The organism is Nocardia sp. GP40, assembly GCF_050434125.1.
Taxonomy (GTDB): domain Bacteria; phylum Actinomycetota; class Actinomycetes; order Mycobacteriales; family Mycobacteriaceae; genus Nocardia; species Nocardia albiluteola.
Genome location: NZ_JBNPVW010000011.1, coordinates 1 through 22,430, shown reverse-complemented (window position 1 = coordinate 22,430; position 22,430 = coordinate 1). Strand labels below are relative to the sequence as shown.

The 22,430-nt window shown below is 68.3% G+C and carries 21 protein-coding genes and 1 pseudogene; 10 read left to right on the top strand and 12 right to left on the bottom strand.

All coding sequences use genetic code 11. The features are described from left to right. Positions 1–144 precede the first annotated feature (144 nt). Positions 145–3,126 (top strand): excinuclease ABC subunit UvrA, encoded by a 2,982-nt coding sequence (gene uvrA / locus ABH933_RS29270; protein ID WP_429422548.1) that lies wholly within the window; start codon positions 145–147, stop codon positions 3,124–3,126. Positions 3,127–3,163: 37 nt separating this feature from the next. Here the strand turns inward: uvrA and ABH933_RS29265 are convergent, their stop codons facing one another. Continuing rightward, positions 3,164–3,856 (bottom strand): carbon-nitrogen hydrolase family protein, encoded by a 693-nt coding sequence (locus ABH933_RS29265; protein WP_429422550.1) that lies wholly within the window; start codon positions 3,854–3,856, stop codon positions 3,164–3,166. 114 nt (positions 3,857–3,970) lie between these two features. Between ABH933_RS29265 and ABH933_RS29260 the strand changes: the two genes are divergently transcribed. After that, positions 3,971–4,252 carry an alpha/beta fold hydrolase gene (locus tag ABH933_RS29260; RefSeq protein ID WP_429422552.1) on the top strand — a complete coding sequence of 94 codons (282 nt, stop codon included), beginning with the start codon at positions 3,971–3,973 and terminating at the stop codon, positions 4,250–4,252. Between the two features lie 467 nt (positions 4,253–4,719). Here ABH933_RS29260 and ABH933_RS29255 read toward each other — a convergent pair whose 3' ends face one another. The 6 genes and pseudogenes from ABH933_RS29255 to ABH933_RS29230 form a co-directional block, all read right to left on the bottom strand. Beyond that, positions 4,720–5,403: a DoxX family protein gene (locus tag ABH933_RS29255; RefSeq protein WP_429422553.1), complete on the bottom strand. Its 684-nt coding sequence runs from the start codon at positions 5,401–5,403 to the stop codon at positions 4,720–4,722. A 22-nt stretch (positions 5,404–5,425) separates the two neighbouring features. After that, positions 5,426–6,654, bottom strand: a pseudogene (locus tag ABH933_RS29250) (vWA domain-containing protein). After that, a complete protein-coding gene (locus tag ABH933_RS29245) occupies positions 6,651–7,877 on the bottom strand; it encodes an AAA family ATPase (protein ID WP_429422555.1) in 1,227 nt (408 codons plus the stop codon). Before ABH933_RS29245 ends, ABH933_RS29250 begins: the two are co-directional and overlap by 4 nt. Positions 7,878–7,946: 69 nt before the next feature. Then, positions 7,947–9,344, bottom strand: a complete 1,398-nt coding sequence (locus ABH933_RS29240) for a hypothetical protein (RefSeq protein WP_429422557.1) — start codon at positions 9,342–9,344, stop codon at positions 7,947–7,949. 98 nt (positions 9,345–9,442) lie between these two features. Then, complete coding sequence (locus tag ABH933_RS29235; protein ID WP_429422559.1) at positions 9,443–10,327, bottom strand: TIGR03620 family F420-dependent LLM class oxidoreductase; 885 nt, start codon at positions 10,325–10,327, stop codon at positions 9,443–9,445. A 123-nt stretch (positions 10,328–10,450) separates the two neighbouring features. Then, positions 10,451–10,783 carry an ArsR/SmtB family transcription factor gene (locus ABH933_RS29230; protein WP_215922969.1) on the bottom strand — a complete coding sequence of 111 codons (333 nt, stop codon included), beginning with the start codon at positions 10,781–10,783 and terminating at the stop codon, positions 10,451–10,453. A 221-nt stretch (positions 10,784–11,004) separates the two neighbouring features. Here ABH933_RS29230 and ABH933_RS29225 point away from each other — a divergent pair, with 221 nt between their 5' ends. Next, the gene (locus tag ABH933_RS29225) at positions 11,005–11,349 is read left to right on the top strand and encodes a YciI family protein (protein WP_215922970.1); all 345 of its coding nucleotides are present in this window, start codon (positions 11,005–11,007) and stop codon (positions 11,347–11,349) included. Continuing rightward, positions 11,350–12,618 (top strand): RNA polymerase sigma factor, encoded by a 1,269-nt coding sequence (locus tag ABH933_RS29220; protein WP_429422562.1) that lies wholly within the window; start codon positions 11,350–11,352, stop codon positions 12,616–12,618. 37 nt (positions 12,619–12,655) lie between these two features. On the opposite strand, the gene ABH933_RS29215 is transcribed toward ABH933_RS29220, so the two are convergent. From ABH933_RS29215 to ABH933_RS29205, 3 genes are all read right to left on the bottom strand, one after another. Next, positions 12,656–13,963 carry a hypothetical protein gene (locus ABH933_RS29215; protein ID WP_429422563.1) on the bottom strand — a complete coding sequence of 436 codons (1,308 nt, stop codon included), beginning with the start codon at positions 13,961–13,963 and terminating at the stop codon, positions 12,656–12,658. Further along, positions 13,960–14,253 carry a hypothetical protein gene (locus tag ABH933_RS29210; RefSeq protein WP_429422565.1) on the bottom strand — a complete coding sequence of 98 codons (294 nt, stop codon included), beginning with the start codon at positions 14,251–14,253 and terminating at the stop codon, positions 13,960–13,962. The genes ABH933_RS29215 and ABH933_RS29210 overlap by 4 nt, the downstream gene beginning before the upstream one ends. A 166-nt stretch (positions 14,254–14,419) precedes the next feature. Next, on the bottom strand, positions 14,420–14,767 hold the full coding sequence (locus ABH933_RS29205) for a DUF1844 domain-containing protein (RefSeq protein WP_215922974.1): 348 nt from the start codon (positions 14,765–14,767) through the stop codon (positions 14,420–14,422). 310 nt (positions 14,768–15,077) lie between these two features. Between ABH933_RS29205 and infC the strand changes: the two genes are divergently transcribed. From infC to ABH933_RS29185, 4 genes are all read left to right on the top strand, one after another. Next, positions 15,078–15,776, top strand: coding sequence for a translation initiation factor IF-3 (gene infC / locus ABH933_RS29200; RefSeq protein WP_429422608.1), 699 nt, complete (start codon positions 15,078–15,080; stop codon positions 15,774–15,776). Between the two features lie 69 nt (positions 15,777–15,845). After that, complete coding sequence (gene rpmI, locus ABH933_RS29195; protein ID WP_215922975.1) at positions 15,846–16,040, top strand: 50S ribosomal protein L35; 195 nt, start codon at positions 15,846–15,848, stop codon at positions 16,038–16,040. Positions 16,041–16,126: 86 nt separating this feature from the next. Continuing rightward, a complete protein-coding gene (rplT, locus tag ABH933_RS29190) occupies positions 16,127–16,507 on the top strand; it encodes a 50S ribosomal protein L20 (RefSeq protein WP_025348785.1) in 381 nt (126 codons plus the stop codon). Positions 16,508–16,545: 38 nt separating this feature from the next. Further along, the gene (locus tag ABH933_RS29185; protein ID WP_429422568.1) at positions 16,546–17,343 is read left to right on the top strand and encodes a TrmH family RNA methyltransferase; all 798 of its coding nucleotides are present in this window, start codon (positions 16,546–16,548) and stop codon (positions 17,341–17,343) included. A gap of 62 nt (positions 17,344–17,405) precedes the next feature. Here ABH933_RS29185 and ABH933_RS29180 read toward each other — a convergent pair whose 3' ends face one another. Continuing rightward, positions 17,406–18,839: a purine-cytosine permease family protein gene (locus ABH933_RS29180; RefSeq protein WP_429422570.1), complete on the bottom strand. Its 1,434-nt coding sequence runs from the start codon at positions 18,837–18,839 to the stop codon at positions 17,406–17,408. 147 nt (positions 18,840–18,986) lie between these two features. After that, the gene (locus ABH933_RS29175) at positions 18,987–19,553 is read right to left on the bottom strand and encodes a TetR/AcrR family transcriptional regulator (protein WP_429422572.1); all 567 of its coding nucleotides are present in this window, start codon (positions 19,551–19,553) and stop codon (positions 18,987–18,989) included. A 135-nt stretch (positions 19,554–19,688) separates the two neighbouring features. Here ABH933_RS29175 and ABH933_RS29170 point away from each other — a divergent pair, with 135 nt between their 5' ends. Together ABH933_RS29170 and ABH933_RS29165 are read left to right on the top strand one after the other, a co-directional pair. Beyond that, positions 19,689–21,116, top strand: a complete 1,428-nt coding sequence (locus ABH933_RS29170; protein WP_429422573.1) for a DHA2 family efflux MFS transporter permease subunit — start codon at positions 19,689–19,691, stop codon at positions 21,114–21,116. 631 nt (positions 21,117–21,747) lie between these two features. After that, positions 21,748–22,430 (top strand): reverse transcriptase domain-containing protein (locus ABH933_RS29165; protein WP_429422575.1); only part of this gene is annotated, 683 nt, incomplete at its 3' end.

Here is a 22,430-nt window from a genome sequence, read left to right as displayed (position 1 = left end):
GTGTGTACGGCTGCGATCACGTCAGCCGAAATCCCTGGTCCGGCCCTCCCTTCGCCGCTGCGAAGCAAACTTGTCGGTGGGGGTGCCTAGCATGGCGGCGGGGTAGTAGTCGATGCCGGAAAGACGGATGGGAAGGGACGGCCTGTGGCGGATCGCCTGACGGTGCGGGGTGCGCGTGAGCACAACCTCAAGGGGGTCGATATCGACCTGCCGCGCGACAGTCTCATCGTGTTCACCGGCCTGTCCGGATCCGGTAAGTCGAGTCTCGCGTTCGACACCATCTTCGCCGAGGGGCAGCGCCGCTACGTCGAATCGCTGTCGGCGTATGCGCGACAGTTCCTGGGGCAGATGGACAAGCCCGATGTGGATTTCATCGAGGGCCTCTCGCCCGCGGTCTCGATCGACCAGAAGTCGACCAACCGCAACCCTCGCTCTACCGTGGGCACCATCACCGAGGTGCACGACTATCTGCGCCTGCTGTACGCGCGCGCGGGAACCCCGCACTGCCCGGTGTGCGGCGAGCTGATCGCCAAGCAGACCCCGCAGCAGATCGTCGATCAGGTGCTGGCCATGGAGGAGGGGATCCGGTTCCAGGTGCTGGCGCCGGTGGTGCGCACCCGCAAGGGTGAGTTCGTGGATCTGTTCGATCAGCTGAATTCCCAGGGCTATTCGCGCGTGCGGGTCGACGGCGTGGTGTATCCGCTCACCGAGCCGCCCAAGCTCAAGAAGCAGGAGAAGCACGATATCGAGGTGGTCGTCGACCGCCTCGCGGTGAAGGCCGGCTCCAAGCAGCGCCTCACCGATTCGATCGAGACGGCGCTGCGGCTGGCCGACGGCATCGTGGTGCTCGACTTCGTCGATCGCGACGAGCACGCGCACGACCGTGAGCGCCGCTTCTCCGAGAAGCTGGCCTGCCCCAACGGGCATCCCCTGGACATCGAGGATCTCGAGCCGCGCTCGTTCTCCTTCAACTCGCCGTACGGCGCCTGCCCCGACTGCACGGGCCTGGGCATCCGCAAGGAGGTCGACCCGGATCTGGTCGTGCCCGACGGGGAGCTCAGCCTGAACGAGGGCGCCATCGCGCCGTGGTCGCGCGGGCAGACCGCGGAGTACTTCACCCGCCTGCTCTCGGGTCTGGCCGGGGCGCTGGGCTTCTCGATGGACACGCCCTGGAACGAGTTGCCACGGGCGGCCCGCAAGGCGGTGCTGGAGGGCAGCTCCGAACAGGTGCACGTGTCCTACACCAACCGCTACGGCCGCAAGCGTTCGTACTACGCCGATTTCGAGGGCGTGATGCCCTTCCTGCAGCGTCGGCTCGAGAACACCGAGTCCGAGCAGATGAAGGAGCACTACGACGGTTACATGCGCGATGTACCGTGCCCGGTATGCGACGGTGCGCGGCTGCGCCCGGAGATCCTCGCGGTCACGCTGAACAGCGAGGAGGGCCGCCGGTCGATCGCCGAGGTGTCCGATTTCTCCATCCGCGACTGCTCGAAGTTCCTGAACTCGCTGCGCCTGGGGGATCGTGAGGCCGCCATTGCAGGGCAGGTGCTCAAGGAGATCCAGGCGCGGCTGGGCTTCCTGCTGGACGTCGGCCTGGAATACCTGACGCTCTCACGCGCCGCGGCCACGCTGTCCGGTGGTGAGGCGCAGCGCATCCGGCTGGCCACCCAGATCGGGTCGGGGCTGGTCGGCGTGCTGTACGTGCTGGACGAGCCGTCCATCGGCCTGCACCAGCGCGACAATCGCCGGCTCATCGAAACCCTCACGCGCCTACGGGATCTGGGCAATACCCTGATCGTCGTCGAGCACGACGAGGATACGATCCACGCCTCGGACTGGGTGGTGGACATCGGCCCGATGGCCGGCGAGCACGGCGGCCAGGTGGTGTACAGCGGCCCCTATCCCGGCCTGCTGGAGGATTCCAATTCCCTGACGGGCGCGTACCTTTCGCGTCGCGAGCAGATCGACGTGCCGCTGATGCGGCGTCCGGTGAACAAGAAGAAGCAGCTCACCGTCGTCGGCGCGACGGAGCACAATCTGCGCGACATCGACGTGGCCTTCCCGCTGGGCGTGCTCACCGCGGTCACCGGCGTCTCCGGATCCGGTAAGTCGACTCTGGTCAACGACATTCTCGCGACCGTCCTGGCCAACAAGCTCAACGGCGCCCGCCAGGTGCCGGGCCGCCACACCCGGGTCAACGGCCTGGACCATCTGGACAAGCTGGTGCAGGTCGATCAGTCCCCCATCGGCCGCACCCCGCGCTCGAATCCGGCGACATACACCGGCGTCTTCGACAAGATCCGCACCCTGTTCGCCGCGACCACCGAGGCCAAGGTGCGCGGCTATCAGCCGGGCCGGTTCTCGTTCAACGTCAAGGGCGGCCGCTGCGAGGCGTGCTCGGGCGACGGCACGCTGAAGATCGAGATGAACTTCCTGCCCGACGTGTACGTGCCGTGCGAGGTGTGCCACGGCGCCCGCTACAACCGCGAAACCCTCGAGGTGCACTACAAGGGCAAGACCATCGCCGAGGTGCTCGACATGCCGATCGAGGAGGCGGCGGAGTTCTTCGAGCCGGTCACCTCGATCCACCGCTACCTGAAGACCCTGGTCGATGTCGGGCTGGGCTATGTCCGCCTCGGCCAGAGCGCCCCCACCCTGTCCGGCGGCGAGGCCCAGCGCGTCAAGCTCTCGGCCGAGTTGCAGAAGCGCTCCACCGGCCGCACCGTCTACATCCTGGACGAGCCGACCACCGGCCTGCACTTCGAGGACATCCGCAAGCTCCTCAAGGTCATCAACGGCTTGGTGGACAAGGGCAACACCGTCATCGTCATCGAACACAATCTGGACGTCATCAAGACCTCCGACTGGGTGATCGATATGGGCCCCGAGGGCGGCTCGGGCGGCGGGACCGTCGTCGCGCAGGGCACGCCGGAAGATGTTGCGGCGGTGGGGGATAGCTATACCGGGCAGTTCCTGAAGGAGGTTCTCGCCGCACCGCCCGCCCCCGCGAAGAAGGCGCCGGCCCGCAAGGCGGCGGCGAAGAAGGCGGCGGTCGAGAAGCCGGTAGAGAAGGACCCGAAGAAGGCCGCTGCCGCTCGTCGCAAGGCTGCCGCGCTGCGCTGAGAGCCCGGTGTGGTGCTTCGGGTTTGCTTCGCGGGAGTTACGGCTCGAAGGTGTGGCAGGCGAAGTCGCCGGGTTCGGTTCCGGCCTCGGCCAGCGGAATCCCCGTGGCGGACCAGATAGCGGACCGACCGGACGTGCTGTCGAAACCCCCGCCGGTGGGCCCGGCGAACGCGGCGGTGGCCGCCCATATGCCGTGGTCGGCCGCCACCCTGCGAGCGCGTTCGCTGTGCAGATCGGCCTCGTCGCGACCGTGCACCACACCGGCGACATAGCCGTCGATGCCGTACGCGACGGTCCGGTCGGCGTGTTCGGGTAGGCCGGTATCGCGGCAGATGGCCAGCCCCAACCGCCAGCCGTCGATTTCCAGCACCGCGGGCTCACCCGGGCGGAATCGCGCGGCCTCGCTGCCGTGCAGGTACACCTTCCGGTAGGCCACCCGGGCGCCGGTGTGATCGACGGCCAGGATGCCGATGGACGGTCCGGGGACCGGCGCGCCGACCAGCGCGATCGTGCCGGTCCGCGCGCAGGCGGCGATGATGGGAGCCAGCCGCGCGTCCTGTGGCTCGACGACCCGCGCGTCCAATTCGTATCCGGTCAGGGACATCTCCGGAAAAATCACCACGCGCGCGTTCGCCGCGGTGATCAGCTCGGCGTGCGCGACCGCGTTCGCGGCGACGTCGTGCGCGACGCAGCGCGGCTGCGCTACCGCGATTCGCAAGGCCTGACGCATGTTCTTTCTCCGATCCCGAGCCGTGCAGAGAATAACCGGTGACGGCCCGCGCCGCGAATGTGATTTGCTGCCACGGCGAGGTGGCGCATCGGCGCCTTCGCGGGGAGGGATGACATGCGATCACTGACGGTCACCGCCGATGACGGTGTACCGCTGCACGTCGGCGTTACCGGACGCGGTCCGGATGTCGTCGTGCTGTCCGGCGGGCCGGGCTGCGTCCACTATCTCGAGCACGACCGCCTGGCTCCGCGCGGCATGCGGGCCTGGTATCCGGAGCCCCGCGGCGTCGGACGCTCCGGGGGCGGGCCGCACGACCTGGACCGGGCGGTAGCCGATCTCGAGGCGGTGCGCCGGGCGGCGGGTGCCGAGGCGTGGGCGGTGCTCGGCCACTCCTGAGGCTCCGACCTGGCGGTGCGGTACGCGCTGGATCACCCCGATCGCGTCCGGTCCGTGGTCGGCGTGGCAGGGCACAACTGGGAGCCGGCCGTTCACGCGGCACTCGGTGAGTCCTTCGTGCGTTGGATCCACGAGCCCGGCCTGCTGCGGCGACTGGCCGACTCCCCTGTCCACATGAAATTCATTGCCCCGCAGCATGATATCCGGCCCTCGTGGCCGCTGCGGCAACTGGCGACGCTGGTGCCGCACGGTGCCTTCGAGGAGATACCTGGTGTCGCCCACAACTTTTGGGCGACAGATCCGCAGGTGTGGGCCGAGGTTGTCATGCGGGCTTGTGCTGCGGCATCTTCCGGGGCATAGGCGCTAGGGAGGGATCCGTGCAGAGTGTGTGGTCGGCGCTACCTTCCGCTACTGCGGAACCGCTTCCCGACTACACCTCGGGGTGCATCCGGATATAGTGCCCTTGCTCAGATGGATCGACCCTTGCTGCGCGCCCAGGCACGGATGGCCTCGGCCTGCGCTGCGGTGACGGTACGCGGCTCTAGCGGTGTGATCGCCGGCTCGTCGTCCTGTGCTTCTCCCGGGGGGTTGTCCGGCGGGAACTCACCGGACCGGCGCACGGTGCTGTCGGGGTAGTAGCGCTCGCCTTCGTCGCCGATCAGATAGGCGTTCAGACTCTCCGCGAGCCGAGCGACGTCGGCCTCCACCTTCCACACGCGGACGACGATCGCGCCCTCCCGCCAATACAGCGACCCCGGCGAGCGCTCGCCGGGGTAAGCCAACGCGTAATGGGAGCCGTCGTGCCGGCTCATGCCCGGCCAAGCGTCGGCGGCCGCGCACCATTCCTCTTCGTCGATCGGGCGCTCGGAACTGCGCGACCAATCGGTGGTTCGAGTGATGTGGAGGTCGTAACCCATGGCATCAGCTCGGCATGGAACGCATCTCGCTCGGGTGCTCAGACCCAGGATGTGCCCAGCCAGCACCCCGGCCAGGGGCAGCAGGACGACGTTGAGTCCGAGCGCGGAGAACTCGCGCCGGGACACGTGCAGGGCGATGTCTCCGACCTGAATAAGGACGAGACCCACCGCCGCGGCGATCGCTAATGCGGGTGCGATTCCGATCAGCGGCGGCAGGATCAGACCGGCTGACAATCCTGCTCACCCGACCGCTCCCTCATCCGATGTGGACCACCCGCGCCCACGCGGGCGGCCGCTTCGGGATGTAGTCCGGATTGTCCTCGCTCCATGAGCGCTCTCGGCGGAACAGACCGACGACGGTGCGGCAGGCCGGACGGCGGTCGGGCCACGGTGTGTAACCATCGGTCAGCACCACGACCACATCCGGGCGGGGTTGTGCGCGTAGGGCCTTGACGAAACCCGTCCGCAGATCCGTGCCCCCGCCGCCGATCAGCGGTATCCCGTCGGCGCGGCACAGCGGATCCGCGATCCGTGCCGCCGCGTCACAGGACAGCACGGTGAGCAGGTCGCGGCGACCGCCGACGGCGCGGGAGACGGCCGCGGTTTCCAGGAGCGCACTGCCCAACTCGGCGTCGCTGACCGAGCCCGAGGTGTCGATGACGACGCTGACCCGGGGCGGCGTGTGCCGCAGGCTCGGCAAGACGACACCGGGTAGCCCGGCCGAGCCGCGCGCGGGCCGACCGTACGTGTAGTCGTCGCCGATGCCGGGGCCGAGGCCGCCGCGCGGATGGCGGCCCGCAACAGATCACGCCAGGGCTGGGGCGGATGCAGCGCCTCCTCCGCCCAGCGCCGCCATCCCCGGGGGGCGTCTCCCGGGTGGCCGGCAATGCCCTGTGCCACACGGAATCTGACCGCCTCGCGCTCCTGTTCGCTGAGCCCGTCCGCGCCGTCGGGGCCCAGGTCCCATTCCCGGTCGAGTCCGTCCGCGCCGCTGCCGCAGTCGAGCCACGCGAAGTCCTGCGTGTTGTGTCCCAGCCGGAACCGGCGCAGGTAGTCCTCCATGAGCTCGCCGGTGGGTAGCCCCAAAGTCTGTGGCATGACCGCCCCTTCGGGCTGGACCAATCCCTCGCCGAACGCGTCGTCGTTGATTTCGGCATCGGCGGCGATGTTCATCCGCAGTCGTTCCGCGGGGCCGGCCAGATCGTGTTCGCGGGCGAATCGGTCACTGCGCCGGTGATGTTCGCGCAGCAGATGCGACACCTCGTGCACCAGAATCGAGGCGAGTTCCTCCACCGGTGTGCAGTTCACGAACGCGGGTGAAACGTAGCACCGCCAGTACCGATCCACGCCCATCGTCGGTACCGCGTGCGACTCGAGCAGGTGCAGCGCGTACAGCGCGGTCGCCAGGTAGGGTCGGGCGCGCACGGCCAGCAGGCGGGCGGTGAACAGCTTGTCGGTATCCAGTTCCATTGTCCCCGTGGTCATTTCGCCGCTCCCGCCGCGATGCGGGCCGCGGCGCGTTCGGCTCCCCGGGATATCGACACCGCACCGGCGAGCTGTTCGATCGCCGCCGGTACCTCCCAATCGTCCCGGCGCAGCGTGGCGAGGGTGGTCGCCGGGACGACCACCAGGTCCGGCGCCCCGGTCTCCACGGCCCTGACCAGCACCGCCCAGGCCGCGTCCCAGCGGGATCGTTCCGGTCGCTTGCGGACCGCGGCGACGACGCCGTCGAGCACCGCCTGGCGCAGGTCTCCGCGTTCGGGGAGGTCGGCGGCGGCCGGATCGGCGAGCAGCGTCTCCGGATCGGGCAGATCCATCCGGTCGATGCTGGTCAGCAGTTCGAAGCCGGGGCCGTCCCCGACGGCGCCCCGCACCAGCAGGGAGAGCACATCCGGTCCGGCGCCGGCGGCGGTGGCGAAGGCGACCAGCCGCAGGGCCATCTCCCAGCTGCGCGGTGAGGGCCACGCGCCGCCCCGGCGTGTCTCGCTGCCGGGCAGCTGATGCACGAGCTTGGGGCGGGCCGCGAGCAGTCCGCAGACCGCACGCCGAGCGAAAGCCACAGCGTCGGGCAGTTTTTCGGGATCGAGCGCGGGAAGGGTTGCGCGCGGCCAGGTCCCGCCGAGGCCGCGGACGACCACGTCGTGGTCGTGGGTCCACTGCAGGTGCACAAAGCGATTGGCCAGCGGCGGGCTCAGCTCCCAGCCGTCGGCCGCCGACGAGCGCGGGTTGGCCGCGGCGACGATGCGGACACCGGCGGGGAGCCGGAGTGCGCCGATTCGCCGCTCCAGGACCAGGCGCAGGAGGGCGGCCTGCACCGCGGGCGGTGCGGTCGACAGTTCGTCCAGGAACAGCAGTCCCCGCCCGGTCCGCACGAGGCGCACGGCCCAGTCCGGCGGCGCCATCGGGATGCCCTGCGCGGCGGGGTCGTCTCCGATGATGGGCAGGCCCGAAAAGTCCGACGGCTCATGCACACTCGCGATCACGGTGGTCAGCGGAAGGTCCAGGGATTCGGCGAGCTGGGTCAGGGCCGCGGTCTTCCCGATGCCCGGCTCGCCCCACAGGAGCACCGGTAGGTCGGCGGCTACGGCAATGGTCAGGGCCTCGAGCTGGATATCGGTGCGGGGCTCGGTGGTGGTCTCGCCCAGCAGGGTCAGCAGGTCGGCGGCGATGTCGAGCTGGGTGGCCGGGGACGGCAGAGTTACGTTCATATGCGAATCACCTTCGGGTAGAAAAGAATTGAGTGGATATCGCGGGTCGCAGGCTGGTGCGGCGTGCAATCAGCGCGTGGGAGTGGTGCGCATCGCGCGGCGCGGATGTGCGCGGCGCGGGCGCCGGGGAGCGTGCGTCGAGTCCGGACCCGGCGTCGTCAGCCCGGCCCGGAACAGCCCGTAGGTGATCCGCCGCCGCGCGGCCGACTCCAGTTCGTCTCGCAGCGCTCCGTCGCGCAGCGACGCGTCCGGTCCGAGCAGGCTCTCGACGACCGCCAGGGCACCGGCGACATCGCCGTGACTCAGGCGTTCACGAACGCCCGCAAGACAATCCGGATGGCGATGCGCCTGGTCGATGGCCCGCAGGCAGGGCACCGGAGTGCCGGTCAGTGCGACCAGCAGCTCTTCCCGCCGAATCTCGGCCGGACTGTGATCCAGTGCGGTCAGCACCCCGTCCACCAGCCCGATTCGGTGCCACTCACCCCGGCAGTCCACCGGATACTCCCCGCTCGCCCGGTCGGCGTCGCGGGGAACCGCGTCCGGCGTGTGGCCGGGTACGAGTGCCGAAGCGACAAGTGGATGCAGCCGATCGGCCGAGATCGCCCCGGCGCGAATCAATTCCAGATCGGGCAGCGTCCAGGTCGCCGCGTGCGGCAGCATCGGCAGCGCGGAAACTTCGGCGGGCGGGTATCTCTCGGCGATGCGCAGGACCGGGGGATCGTCTCCGTACGAGGACAATTCGAGGATCATCCGCCGTCGAGCCCCGTATCGCACCAGCAGCGGACCGGCGGGGCGGCCCTGCGCCCGCAGCAGAATTTCCGCCTCGGCCGCCCAGCGATCGATGGCGCAGCCCCGCGGTGCTCGCTCGCGGACCGCGGGGTCCACACCGTCGTCGTGTGTGAATTGCTCTGCCCCGGAGCGGATTCGTAACTCACCGACCTGGTCGGCGTCCCACAGGTGACGGTGGAGGTCGAGCCGGAAACGCGGGTCGGGCCGTGGATGCGGATGCGGACCGCTGCCGGGCCGGGATTCGTCCCACAGCGCGAGCCCGATGCGCTGGCCGCCATCCGCCCACGCGGGTGCGGTGCGGACCACAAGATGCACCGAATCTCTACTACTGGAAGGACTTCCGGAGATATCGGGGCCATACCGCAGCAACGACATCGTCAGGCCGGGCCGAAGCAGCCCGTCGGGAGCGATCCGGGGCATGTGCCAACGCAGCAGATCCGGCGCCAGCCGGCGCAGATCGGCCCGCACGCGCGCGGCAAGTTCCCGTCCGCGGGTGCGGGCCAATGACCGCAGGTCGATGTCGACATCGAAACCGGCTGCCGCACATGCCCCGGCCCAGTCTCCGGCGCAACGCCGGGTGGTCGCCGTCTCGATCATGGAGGGCGGCACGGCGAACTCGCGCACGCGCAGCCAGAGTGAAATTCGGGAATCGTTCCCGTTCGTGATCGGAGCGCTCATCAGCACTCACCCACGAACGAGACCCCCGATCTTTGATCGGAATGAATAGTCATCGCAACGACCATATACGACGGCCCCGGTTCCGGGCCAGGGGTAAATCATGCGGTGATGTTCTGGGGGAGTAGCGCTTCGGTGAGCAGTCGCCACTGCGGCATCGCCGATCGGCCCGGCTCGACGCCGATCACCTGCACGGCAAGGTGATCAGCGCCCGCGTCGATGTGCGCGCGCAACTTCTCGGCGACGGCGCCGGGTTCGCCCCAGTAGACCAGGTCGTCGACAAGGCGGTCGCTGCCGCCTCCGGCGATGTCGTCCTCCGAGTAGCCCAGGCGACGGTACTTGGCCACGTTGAAGGGGGTGGTGAGGTAGATGTGCAAGTGTTCGCGGGCTATCGCGCGCGCGGTGGCGGGGTCGGACTCGAACAGTGCCGCGTGTTCGACGCCGAGAAATACGTTCGGCCCCAGTATTTCTCGCGCCCGGGCGGTGTGATCGACATTGACCTTGTAGGTGTGGGCGCCCGCCGCGCGGTCGCGCGCGAGTTCGAGCATCCGGGGGCCGTAGGCGGCCAGCACGCGGGGGATCCGCGGTTGCGAGGCGCCGGCCGCGAGCGCATCCAGCTGGTCGAGGTAGCCGTTCATGGCGGCGAGTGGCGGTACTCCGGGTAGCCCGTCGCCGATGCCGAGGCCGAGGGTGTGCCGGCCGGGATAGGCGTCGGCGAGCAGCAGGGCGCCGCCCTGGGTGGCGGTGGCGGTGCGCTGCCCGATCCTGGCGATCCCGTTGACGATGCGCATCCGGCGGGTTGCGGCGAGCAGGAGGCTCACGAGCGTGAACGCCTCGCGGCCGCCGACCTCCGGGAACCACAGGCTCGGCCAGCCGAGCTCCTCCAATTCCTCGATATCGGAGCGGATCCCCGCGGCCGATCGGTGCTCGAACCCGAAGGCGTAGATCCCGAACCTGCCCAGGTTCTGGCCGGCGATGGTGTTCATCGGGTGACTCCTTGCAATGCATCGTTAAATCGGAAACTCTCGATGTATCGTAGCATCGCAAATTATCGATATGAAAGACGTGGGGTTGCCTTCGCGCCGGGTGGTCCGGATCAGCTTGCGCCGCTAGAGATTTCGGCCGAGCGCGGTGACCAGCTCGGCGATGTGCTCTTCATCGCGGCGATAATGCGTCCACTTACCGATCCGCGTGGCGCGGACCAGTCCGGCGCGCTCCAGCTCGGCCATGTAAGCGGACACGGTGGACTGTGCCAGGCCGATCGTGGCCTGGATGTGGGTCACGCAGACGCCCACCTCGTGCGGATCGGCCATCGCCCCCTCCAGGACGAAGTTGGCCTCGGGATCCCGCAGCCACTGCAGTATCTGCAGGCGAATCGGGTTCGCCAGGGCTCGCAGCGCCTGGATCAGGCGAGGATCCGCTGTCGTCGGAGTCGTCGCCATGCCTCGAGTATAAGCGGCGATAATCGGCAATTCGAAGGACGTCGATATGTGTGGACCTCGTCGCGTCTTCGGGGCATGTCGAATCCGGGGCCGTCCGTTCGTATAGATCACGAGGGCCGGCGCACGGCCGGTTCGGAGATGGGAGCGAACACAATGGACGTGATGACATCGGCGGCCGCCGGCGCGGTCCGCATCGATCGGCGCGACGAGGAGGGCACGGCATGACCAGGTATCTGCTCGGGATCTACCAGCCCGAGGGCGGGACGCCCCCGGAAAATCTGGACGAGATCATGCGCGAGGTGGAGGCGTTCAACGACGATCTGCGCGCCGCGGGTGCGTGGGTGTTCTCCGGCGGCCTGCACGCGCCCGACACCGCCACCGTGGTGCGGGCGGACCGGGGCGAGGCCCTGGTCACCGACGGTCCCTACGTCGAGAGCAAGGAGTATCTGGCGGGCCTGAGCATCATCGACGTCGCCGACCTGGACGCCGCCATGTCGTGGGGGCGGCGGCTGGCCGAGATCCTCGGCGGGCTCCCGATCGAGGTCCGGCCGTTCGTGGGCGAATAGATGAGTTCCGGTGCGGCGGAGTCGGTCTCGGCCATCGAGGCGGTGTTCGCCGAGCACTATGGCCGCGCCGTGGCGAGCCTGATCCGCGTCTTCGGCGATATCGATCTCGCCGAGGACGCGGTCCAGGACGCGTTCACCACCGCGACCCAGCGCTGGCCCACCGAGGGGGTGCCGCCCAGCCCGCCCGGCTGGATCATCACGACCGCCCGCAACCGGGCCGTGGATCGACTGCGGCGCGATGCGGCCGGGGCGGGGAAGCTGGCCGAGGCCGCGCGGCTGCGGGGCGGTGGGGCGGAGAAATACCTGGACATCGAATCCGACCCCGTCGAGGAGGGTGCGGTGCGAGACGACCGGCTGCGCCTTATATTCACCTGCTGCCATCCGGCGCTGGCGCCCGCCGGCCGGGTGGCGCTGACCCTTCGCCTGCTCGGCGGGCTGTCGACTCCACAGATCGCGCACGCGTTCCTTGTCTCGGAATCGACCATGGCGCAGCGCATCTCGCGAGCCAAGGCCAAGATCCGCGCCGCGCGCATCCCGTATCGGGTGCCGCAGGACGCCGATCTGCCCGAGCGCCTGCGCGCCGTGCTGACGGTGCTGTACCTGATCTTCACCGAGGGCCACACGGCCACCGCGGGTGAGGGTGTGACCAGGCCGGATCTGTGCGCGGAGGCGATCAGGCTCACCCGCACCCTGGTCGAGCTGATGCCCGACGAGCCCGAGGCCCTGGGCCTGCTGGCCCTGATGCTGCTCACCGAGTCTCGCCGCGCCGCCCGCACCGCCGCCGCGGGCGTGCTGGTGCCGCTGGCGCAGCAGGATCGCCGGGAGTGGGATCCGGCGCTCATCGCGGAGGGGCAGGAGCTGGTGCGGAGGTGCCTGCGCCGCAACCGGCCCGGGCCGTATCAGATACAGGCGGCGATCAACGCGGTGCACGCGGATGCGATCGAGACCGCCGCGACCGACTGGAGCCAGATCGCGCAGCTCTACGACCAGCTCATGGCCGTGGCGCCGAGCCCTGTCGTGGCGCTGAACCGGGCCGTCGCGATCGCCGAGATCGACGGCGCCGCAGTGGGACTCGCGCTCGTCGATGGGCTGGAACTGGACGACTATCACCTGTATCACGCCGTCCGGGGTGACCTGCTCACCCGACTGGGACGCGACGACGAGGCGGAGGCGGCGTTCAATGCGGCGCTCGCGCTCACCGCCAATGCGGCCGAACAGGACTACCTGCGGGACCGCCTGCACGGCCTGCGGCGCGAGCCTTCGGACTGAGCCGCCGCCCCCTTATGCCGCGCCGGAATGCCGTGGCCTACCAGGGATTCCAGTTGTCGGCCGGGCTGTCGGCGGTGCCCAGGTGGCGACGGCTCTTGCGGCGCTGGTAGAAGACCTCCTCCACCGACATCGTCGGTGCGGCCTCGGTGATCGCGGAAAGTCTGGCGTCGAGGCGATGCTCGTGGATGTGCCATTGCAGCCCGGCGCGGCGCTCGGCCGAGAGCGTCGCCCAGGCCGTGCCGAACCGGTCCTGCACGGTCGGATCCGCAACCGCGATGAGCTGCAACAGCATCGGCCACATATCGGCCTCGGTGGCGCGCGTGGGCAGGTCGATCACCATCGCGTCCGGCAGCCCCGCCAGCAGGCGTGCCGTGCGTCGCTGCACATCGGTGCCGGTGCGGGCGGCTAGCGCGAAAAACCCTCGCCAGCAGTTCGGTTCGGAGTGGCCGCGCAGTGCCGCGACTATCGCGCCCATGGTGTCGTAATTGTCGAATGCCGGATTTGCGGCCATCTTCCCGAGCGACTGCCGGCTCAGGTTTCCGGCCAGCACCAGCATTTCCGGGACCGCGCCGACGCGGATCGCGCCGGTGATGAGATTACCGATCGCCGGGGGTGATCCGACGGCGAACAGGATATCTCCGATGGTGCGGATCACCTCGGGCTCACAGCGGGCGAAGACCGATAGCGCCGCTAGTTGCAGATCCGGCGGTCCGGCCAGGACGGTGCGCACCATCCGCGGAATCCGTTGTGCGGGACCGCTGACCAACTGGCGCATGATCGCACCGACGCTCTCGGCGGAGTAGGCGTAGGAGGCCGCGTGGATCAGGCCGGCGTCGTCCCGCGCGCCCTGTTCCAAGGCCGCGATCAGGCTCGGCGTCGCATGCGCCAGGAACGGGGCGACCGTCACATAGTCGTGGCGGCGCAGGATCTCGTTCACGATCCGGATGAGCGGTGCGGCCGGGGCGACATCGGCCAGCTGCCCGAGCGTGGCGGGGTCCATGTAGGCGGCGCTGTCCGCGGCGTACGAGGTGCCCAGCAGCGCAATGGTTTCCGCGGCCTTCTTCGGGTGGTCGACGCCGACGGTGCCGGCCGCCCGCCCCGTGATGGCGGGCGGGATGATGCGCTGCACGAGCGGCATCGACACGTTCAGCGGGATTAACGGCACGAGCCGGCTGATGCGCTTGAAGGTCTCTTTGTGCTGCTCGAAGATGATGCCCGCCATGCGCTCCTGAATCTCATGCAGCGCAACGGCGCCGAGTCGTTCCAGATGGGCCAGCCGCTCCGGCGGCACATGCAGCGTGCGCGCCAGCAGGATGACCTGTGCGCGGGTTACCAGGTTGGTCATCGGTGAACGATGTCCCCGAACATGATTCGCCTGGCAACGGTGCGGAACGGGCGGGGCAGCACGTCGATCATGTCGTCGATGGCCGTGGCGAGGGCGACGGCCTCGGCCTGCCGCGCGGAACGGAACAGGGCCAGCAGATCCGCCGCTTCCTGATCTGTCAGCTGGTCGCACGCGGCGACGGGGCCGTTCAACTCCTGTGCGAGTTCGGCTTTCGCGTTCACGCCGCCGCGGCGCCGGCGCTGCGCGTGGTCGTGCCCGCCATACCCTGTGCCCATCACTCGCTCACTCATGACTCTCCTGAACCTTGCGTCGGCGCGGGGATTACCCGTGCGCGCGCACCCCGAATCATAGGGTTGTCAGGCACTTTCGTCGCGGAAAACCATACCGGATGGAGTGATAGTCGTCACTGCGGCCGATTGTCCTGTGTCACAACGGCATGGCGGGCGGTCGTGTTCGTCAGTACACGGGGCCGGTGTACTTCTCGCCCGGGCCCTTGCCCGGCTCGTCGGGGTGGGCGGAGGCCTCGCGGAACGCGCGCTGCAACGACTGCAGGCCGTCGCGCAGGGGTCCGGCGTGTGGGCCGAGGTACTCCACCGAGGAGGTGATGAGCCCGGCGAGCGCGGTGATCACGCGGCGCGCCTCGTCCAGGTCGCGGCGCGCGCTGGTGTCGGGATCGGGGTCCGCGAGGCCGAGCTTCTCGGCGGCGGAGCTCATCAGCATGACCGCGGCGCGGCTGATCACCTCGACGGCCGGAATATCGGCGAGTTCGCGGACGTCCGGCTCGTCGAGGGGGGATTCACTCATGGTCGGTAGCATCCCATCGACGCCGATGTCGCAGGTCGCGGGGGACGCCGATTGGGAGTCTGCAGTGTGGCGATGTTAGGCTGTACGGCAACGACCGCCCTGGACTCGTGTCCGGGGCAGTAAGTGGAGCCCGACTCCCACCGTCTACCGGCAGCAATGCTTGGTTGAACGGTCCGGTCGCCCATCGTATAGCGATGGGTTTGTGTGCTGCTCGATGCGGCACAGGTCGATGTGGCGTGTGCGCATCGAAGGCCGGTCGACACTCGGGCCCCGTGGCGGTTGAAATACCGAAACGGGGCTTTCGTGTTGGATATGGGGTTGCAGTTACAGCGGTCGTTGGACGACACCGCTTGACCTAGGAGGCCCCATCAGCACTGAGACCCGCATCAACGATCGCATCCGCGTACCGGAGGTCCGCCTCATCGGACCCGGCGGCGAGCAGGTTGGGATCGTGCGTGTTGAAGATGCACTGCGCGTCGCTCTGGAGGCAGACCTCGACCTGGTCGAGGTCGCACCGGACGCGCGTCCGCCGGTGTGCAAGATCATGGACTACGGCAAGTACAAGTACGAGACCGCGCAGAAGGCGCGCGAGTCTCGGAAGAACCAGGTCCAGACCGTGATCAAGGAGCAGAAGCTCCGACCGAAGATCGACGACCACGACTACGCGACCAAGCGCGGTCACGTGATGCGCTTCCTCGAGGCCGGGTCGAAGGTCAAGGTGACGATCATGTTCCGTGGCCGCGAGCAGTCGCGGCCCGAGCTCGGATTCCGGCTGCTGCAGCGCCTGGCCGCGGACGTCGCCGATCTGGGTTTCGTGGAGACTTCGGCCAAGCAGGACGGCCGGAACATGACAATGGTCCTCGCGCCGCACAAGGGCGCAAAGACGCGGGCGAAGGCGCAGCAGACGGTGTCGCAGCAGTCGACCTCGCAGCCGCCGCCGGCCGCTCCGGAGGCCCAGGAAGCTCCTGCGGCTCCCGCGCCGGAGGCCGAAGCGGCCAACCCGCAGTAGAACCGATACGAAAGTTGCCATCGGCGGCGCTGAGCGCTGCCCGTGGCATGAGACAGATATGAGGAATCCATGCCGAAGATGAAGAGCCACAGCGGCGCCTCGAAGCGATTCAAGGTCACTGGTCGCGGCAAGCTGCTGCGTCAGCAGGCGAACCGTCGCCACCTGCTCGAGCACAAGCCCACACGCCGGACTCGTCGTCTGGATGGCACGGAGGTCGTCGCGAAAGCCGATGTCCGTCGCGTCAAGAAGCTGCTCGGTATCTGAGCCGGCTCCCCGCGATCCGTTCCTCGGACGCATCCCCGACCACCTCGGGCGCTGTGAGCGCCCCACTATCGAACAAGGACTGACCAGTGGCACGCGTCAAAAGGGCCGTCAACGCTCAGAAGAAGCGCCGTTCCGTTCTCGAGGCCTCCAAGGGCTACCGCGGGCAGCGCTCGCGGCTGTACCGCAAGGCCAAGGAACAGCAGCTGCACTCGCTCACCTACGCTTACCGCGACCGCCGCGCGCGCAAGGGTGACTTCCGCAAGCTGTGGATCGCCCGCATCAATGCGGCTGCCCGCCTGAACGACATCACCTACAACCGCTTCATCCAGGGCCTGAAGGCCGCGGGTGTCGAGGTGGACCGCAAGATCCTGGCCGAGCTCGCCGTCTCCGACGCCGAGGCATTCGCCGGCCTGGTCGCGGTCGCGAAGGCCGCCCTGCCGGAGGATGTCAACGCCCCGGCCGCCTGATCCGGCGACAGTTGAACACTCAGCATCGGGAACGACCCGTGGATGCGCTCTCCGAGCGCAATCCCCGGGTCGTTTCCGCTGTCAAGCTGCATCGCGGCGCCCATCGCCGCCGGACCGGGCTGTTCCTGGCCGAGGGCGCGAATTCGGTTGCCGCGGCGCTGGATACCGAGCGCGTCGAGGAGCTGTTCTATTCGAACCGCGCCGCCGAACGCGAGCACGAGCTGGTGGCGGGCGCCGCCGCCGCGGGTGTGCGCACCACGCTGGTGAGCGAGCGGGCCGCCGAGCAGCTGGGGGAGACGGTCACGCCGCCCGGGTTGGTCGCGGTATGCCGTCTGGTTGATGTGCCACTGGCGCAGCTGCTTTCGCCGCAGCCAGCGATGCTCGCGGTACCCGTCGAGATCGCCGATCCGGGCAATGCGGGCACCCTGATCCGGGTCGCCGATGCGGTTGGCGCGAACGGCGTTGTGCTGGCCGGTGATTCGGTCGACCCCCATAACGGCAAGTGCGTCCGCGCCTGTGCTGGAAGCCTTTTCCACGTGCCCGTCGCCCGCGACCGCGACATCGATTCCGTCCTGGCGGCATTGACCGAGGCCGGAATCACCGTCCTGGCCACCACCGCCCGCGGCGAGATCGATCTCGACGCCGCCGACGACATCCTGTCCGGCCCGGTAGCCTGGCTGTTCGGCAACGAGGCCCACGGCCTCGATCCCGCCGTCGCCGCCCGCGCCGACCACCGCATCCGCATCCCCATCCACGGCCGCGCGGAAAGCCTGAATCTGGCCGCCGCCGCGGCGATCTGCCTCTACGCGAGCGCCCGCGTCCAGCATCGCCGCTGACCGGACGACGGTCCGCGCGGGGTAGATTCGCGGGCGCCGTCCGGCTGCGGTGCCACCGTGGTTCAGCCTGCGGTGGGGACCGAGATCTCCTCGGGATAGATCATGTGGGCCGGAGGATTGGCGGTGCGGCGGGCGAGGGGGTAGTAGAGGGCCGCGGTGACGACGATGCCGACAATCCAGGAGATGTCCGCGCCGCCAAGGGCTTTGGCGATCGGGCCGGTGTAGAGGGTCTGCGCGGTGAACGGGATCTGCGCGACGATGCCGATGACGTAGCAGGCCAGGGCCGCGATGTTCCAGCGGCCGTAGCGGCCGTTCGGGTCGTACAGCGCCGGGATGTCGAAGCGCTCGCGCGAGATCAGGTAGTAGTCGGTCAGGTTGATGGCGCTCCACGGGATGAACACCATCAGCAGCACGAGCACGAAATTCTCGAAGTTGCTGAGGAAGTCGGAGCTGGCGGCGATGGCGATGAGCATCGAGACGACGATGAAGCCGACGATGTACGCGGTCCGCGCGGCCTGCGTGGTGCGCGAGCGGGCGGTGAACGCGGTCACCGAGGTCAGGATCGACATGAATCCGCCGTAGGCGTTGAGGCAGTTCACCGTCAGCTTGCCGACCACGATCACCAGGTAGATCAGGATCCCGAGTACGGCCGGTCCGGCGAGGTTGCCGATGAAACCGACCTGGTCGCCCAGGAACGCTTTGCCGGCCACGGCCGCCACCAGCGCGCCGAGCGTCATGGACCATTGCGATCCGAGCACGCTGCCGGCCAGAGTCGCCCAGAAGGTGGCGCGGGCGCTGGTCGAACGTGGCAGGTACCGCGAGTAGTCGGCGACATACGGGCCGAAGGTCAGCTGCCAGCCGGCGCCCAGCGAGATTGCCAGCACGAAGGTAGCGATGTCGAACGGCTTGGTCCCCACGTAGTGGCCGACATCGTGCTGGGTGAACAGGCGCACGGTCAGGTAGGTGAACCCGAGTGCGCCGGCGACGGTCGCTATCCGGCCGATGACGTGGATCAACCGATAGCCGGTCACCGCGACGACTGCGGTGAGCGCGCCGAAGACGATGATTCCGACCGCGGGGGTGTGGATGTGCAGTAGCTTGTCCACGGCCTGACCGGCGAGCACGGTGCCGGTCGCGGCGAAGCCGAGATACATGACGATCACCAGCACCAGCGGCACCACCGCGCCCAGCACACCGAATTGTGCACGGCTGGAGATCATTTGCGGCATACCCAGCCGCGGTCCCTGCGCGGAGTGCAGCGCCATCACGATGCCGCCCAGCACGTTGCCGATGAGCAGGCCGACGATGCCCCACAGCGCGTCGGCGCCGAAGACCACCGCCAATGCGCCGTCCACGATCGCGGTGATCTGCATGTTCGCCCCGAACCACAGGGTGAATTGATTGAACGGCGTGCCGTGTCTCTCCGCGTCGGGGATGACCTCGATGGTGCGGTGTTCGAGGGCCCGGCCGGTGCCGGACTGCTCGGTGGCTGACATGCGGTGCCTTCCGTGAGGAGGGGGAGCAACTACATCACGTGCGGCGAGGGATCTAGCATGCGTTCGATAGTGCTCTGGGTCACTGGATCGACCCAGAGGTATATTCCTGTATATACAGGTCGTTGTCAACAATCGGCGGCGAGCGGATCAGGCGTCGAAGCAGGCGGCGATCTCGTCGGCCCAGGGGGTCGGCACGGCGTTCGGGCCCACGACCTGCATCGCGGTCATGACGGTCATGAGCATGCCGGTCGCCAGGAAATGCTGTGCCTGGTCCGGGGTGGCACCGGTGAGCTCGCGGATCAGGCGGTACATCCCGCCGAATCGGTCGCGGACCTCGGTGCCGATCGTGGGATCGGAGCCGGCGGAGAATCCGTGCAGCAGTACCAGCGGTAGTTCGGGTTCGGACAGGAATCTCTGGTATGCCCCGCCGAGGGTTCGCAGCTTGCCCGCGGGGTCGGCGTCGGCCGGAATCCGGGCGGCCGCCTGCCGGAAGATCTCCTCGATACGGTCGCAGGCGCGGTTCGTGGAGGCGACGAACAGGCGCTGTTTGGAGCCGAAGAGCCGGATGACGTACGGCTGGGATACTCCGGCTCGGCGCGCGATCTCGTCGGTTTTCGTTGCGGCGTAACCGGATTCGGCGAACGCGCCGACCGCGGCCCGTAGTACCTGCTCGCTGCGTTCCTCGGCGGTCAAGCGTATCCGGGTCGAGGTCACCGTCGCCCTCCTTGCTCGTATCGGCCGGAGTTCGGGTCGTTGCGACCGGATTCCGGAGCTCTTGACATCTTATCAGTGGATGCATACTGTCGTCGGCATCAAGTTATCAGTCGATAACAACAAAGGAACTCACTCATGGCCACAACCCTCGACCCCGCGCGATCCGCGCGGCTCGCACCGACCGATTCCGGCCCCCGCACGTCCATCGCTGCCGTCTTGGTCGCGGTGGGTGTCCCCATGTTCATGGTCACGCTCGACAACCTCGTCGTGACCAATGCGCTGCCGGTCATCAAGCACGCCCTCGGCGCCTCGCTGACCGATCTGCAGTGGTTCGTCAACGCCTACACGCTCTCGTTCGCCTCGCTCCTGCTGACCGCCTCGGCGCTCGGCGATCGGCTGGGGCGGCGGCGGATGTTTATGGGCGGCATCGCGCTGTTCACCGCGGCGTCCGCGGCCTGCGCGCTGGCGACCGAGCCGTGGATGCTCATCGCCGCACGCGCCGTCCAGGGCTTCGGTGCTGCGGCGGTCATGCCGCTGTCGCTGACGTTGCTCTCGGCCGCGGTGCCGGAGAACAAGCGCAGCGTTGCGATCGGAATCTGGGGCGGCATCTCCGGGCTGGGAATCGCGGTCGGTCCGGTCGTTGGCGGCGCGGTGGTCGACGGGTTGAGCTGGCAGTGGATCTTCTGGCTGAACGTGCCGATCGGCATCGCGGTGCTACCGGTCGTCGCGCGGGTGATCGGCGAATCACGCAGCGGCAGTAGGCGTTTGGACCCGGTCGGGCTGGTGCTCGCCGCGAGTGGTGTGCTCGCCGTGGTGTGGGGCGTCGTGCACGGCTCGGGCGACGGGTGGACCTCGGCGCGGGTGCTGGTCGCATTGGTGACCGGCGGCGTGCTGCTCGCGGTCATGATCGGGTGGGAACTGCGGACGACGGATCCGATGCTGCCGCTGCGGCTGTTCCGATCGCGCGCGTTCGCGGTGACGAACGTGACGTCGTTCACCTTCGCGATCGGCGTCTTCGGCGCGATCTTCCTGCTGGCGCAGTACTTCCAGGTGGTGCAGCACCTCAGCCCGTTGCAGTCGGGTATCCGCACCCTGCCGTGGACGATGGCCCCGATGGTGGTGGCGCCGGTTGCCGGGCTGGTCGTCGATCGAGTCGGTGCGCGCACGCTGCTGGTGGGCGGCTATGCGCTGCTGGCTGCGGCGCTGGGCTGGATGGCGGCGATCACCACGGTCGGGTCGGGCTTCGGCGCGTTCGTCGGCCCGTTCGTGCTGGCCGGCATCGGCATGGGTTTGACCTTCGCGCCGGGTGCCACGGTGGTGATGGCGAGCGCGGCGCCCGAGGATCGCGCGATGGCGTCGGGCACCAACAACACAGTCCGCGAGGTGGGTGTGGCGATGGGCGTGGCGGTGCTGTCCTCGGTGTTCGCCTCGCGCGGGTCGTACCTGAGCCCGCAGGGTTACGTCGACGGGTTGGTGCCCGCGGTCTGGCTGGGCGCTGTGGTGGTGGCGATCGGTGCGGTCGTTGCATTGCTGCTTCCCCGCCGGATCGTCCCGGCGAGCTGAAGATGGACTGTGCCGCAACGCATTACTCGACCATATCAGCGCAGGTCGTGTGCCACGAACGCCGAAGGCGGAGTTGGAAGTTCGGGCTCTGCTGGAGGCGATGCTGTGTGAGAGATGGAGGTAGGTCCTCCGGGGTCGCTCTGCAGGGAGAGGCCCCAAACCACCGTGGGTTGCGGCGGTTAAGTGCCGCTCGTGGTGAGCGCTACGGAAAAGGCGCGACGGAGATCGCGTCAGGTATGGGTCAGGAAGGCGAGCGCAAGCGAACCGCTGATGATGTGTCGTAAATGATTACAGTGACGTCGAAACCGGGGCATGATCTGGGTTCCGGGATGAGTCTGGGGGCTACCTGTTTACTGCCCAGATGGCGTCCGGCGTATAGGCGGCGCGAGCCTGATCCGGGCTCTTGCACGGAACGTGGGAACCTGTCGCCCCGACACTGTTGCCGAGCCGTTGGCCGGCGACGAGAGGGAGTTCCTCGAGCGGACACCACCGCGAGAGGTCGAGTACCGTTGCGGGGCACGGGGGCAGACCGTCTCGTAGTAGTGAGGAAGCCCGGTAATGCGGGTGGAGCGAAGGGGACGGATCATCGGGTTCTGCTTGGTGGTCAACCGGCGGTGCCGGGAGGAGCCAGATGAGTGGATCAAAGTCGTTCGGTATTTCCAAGCACATGGTTTTCGAGGCGTATCGCAGGGTCAAGGCGAACAGGGGAGCGGCCGGGATCGATGGGCAGTCGATCGAGCAGTTCGAGGTTGACCTGAAGGGCAATCTGTATCGGCTGTGGAATCGGATGTCGTCGGGCAGCTATTTCCCTCCGCCGGTGCGGATGGTGGAGATCCTGAAGCTGGGAGGTCGTGGGGTGAGGATCCTCGGGGTGCCGACGGTCGCTGACAGGATCGCGCAGACGGTGGCGGCTATGTATCTGGAACCGGAGGTGGAGAAGGTTTTCCATCCCGATTCCTACGGATATCGGCCCGGCCGTAGCGCGTTGGACGCGGTCGGGACGTGCCGTCAGCGGTGCTGGCGAACGGACTGGGTGATCGATCTCGACATCAAAGGGTTCTTCGACAACCTCGATCATGATCTCGTTCTCAAGGCGGTGGAGCACCATACCGATCAGCGGTGGATCGTGCTGTATGTGCGGCGGTGGTTGACCGCGGGGCTGCAGCAACCCGATGGGACCGTGGTCGCCCGCGACCGCGGAATCCCGCAGGGCGGGCCGTGTACGCCCCCAACGCAGTTGGCAATGTTCGCCCTCCGTGTCGGTGTTCTCGTTGGCGGGTGTGTCGGTGTGGGTGCGTTCGCGGATGGGGATGC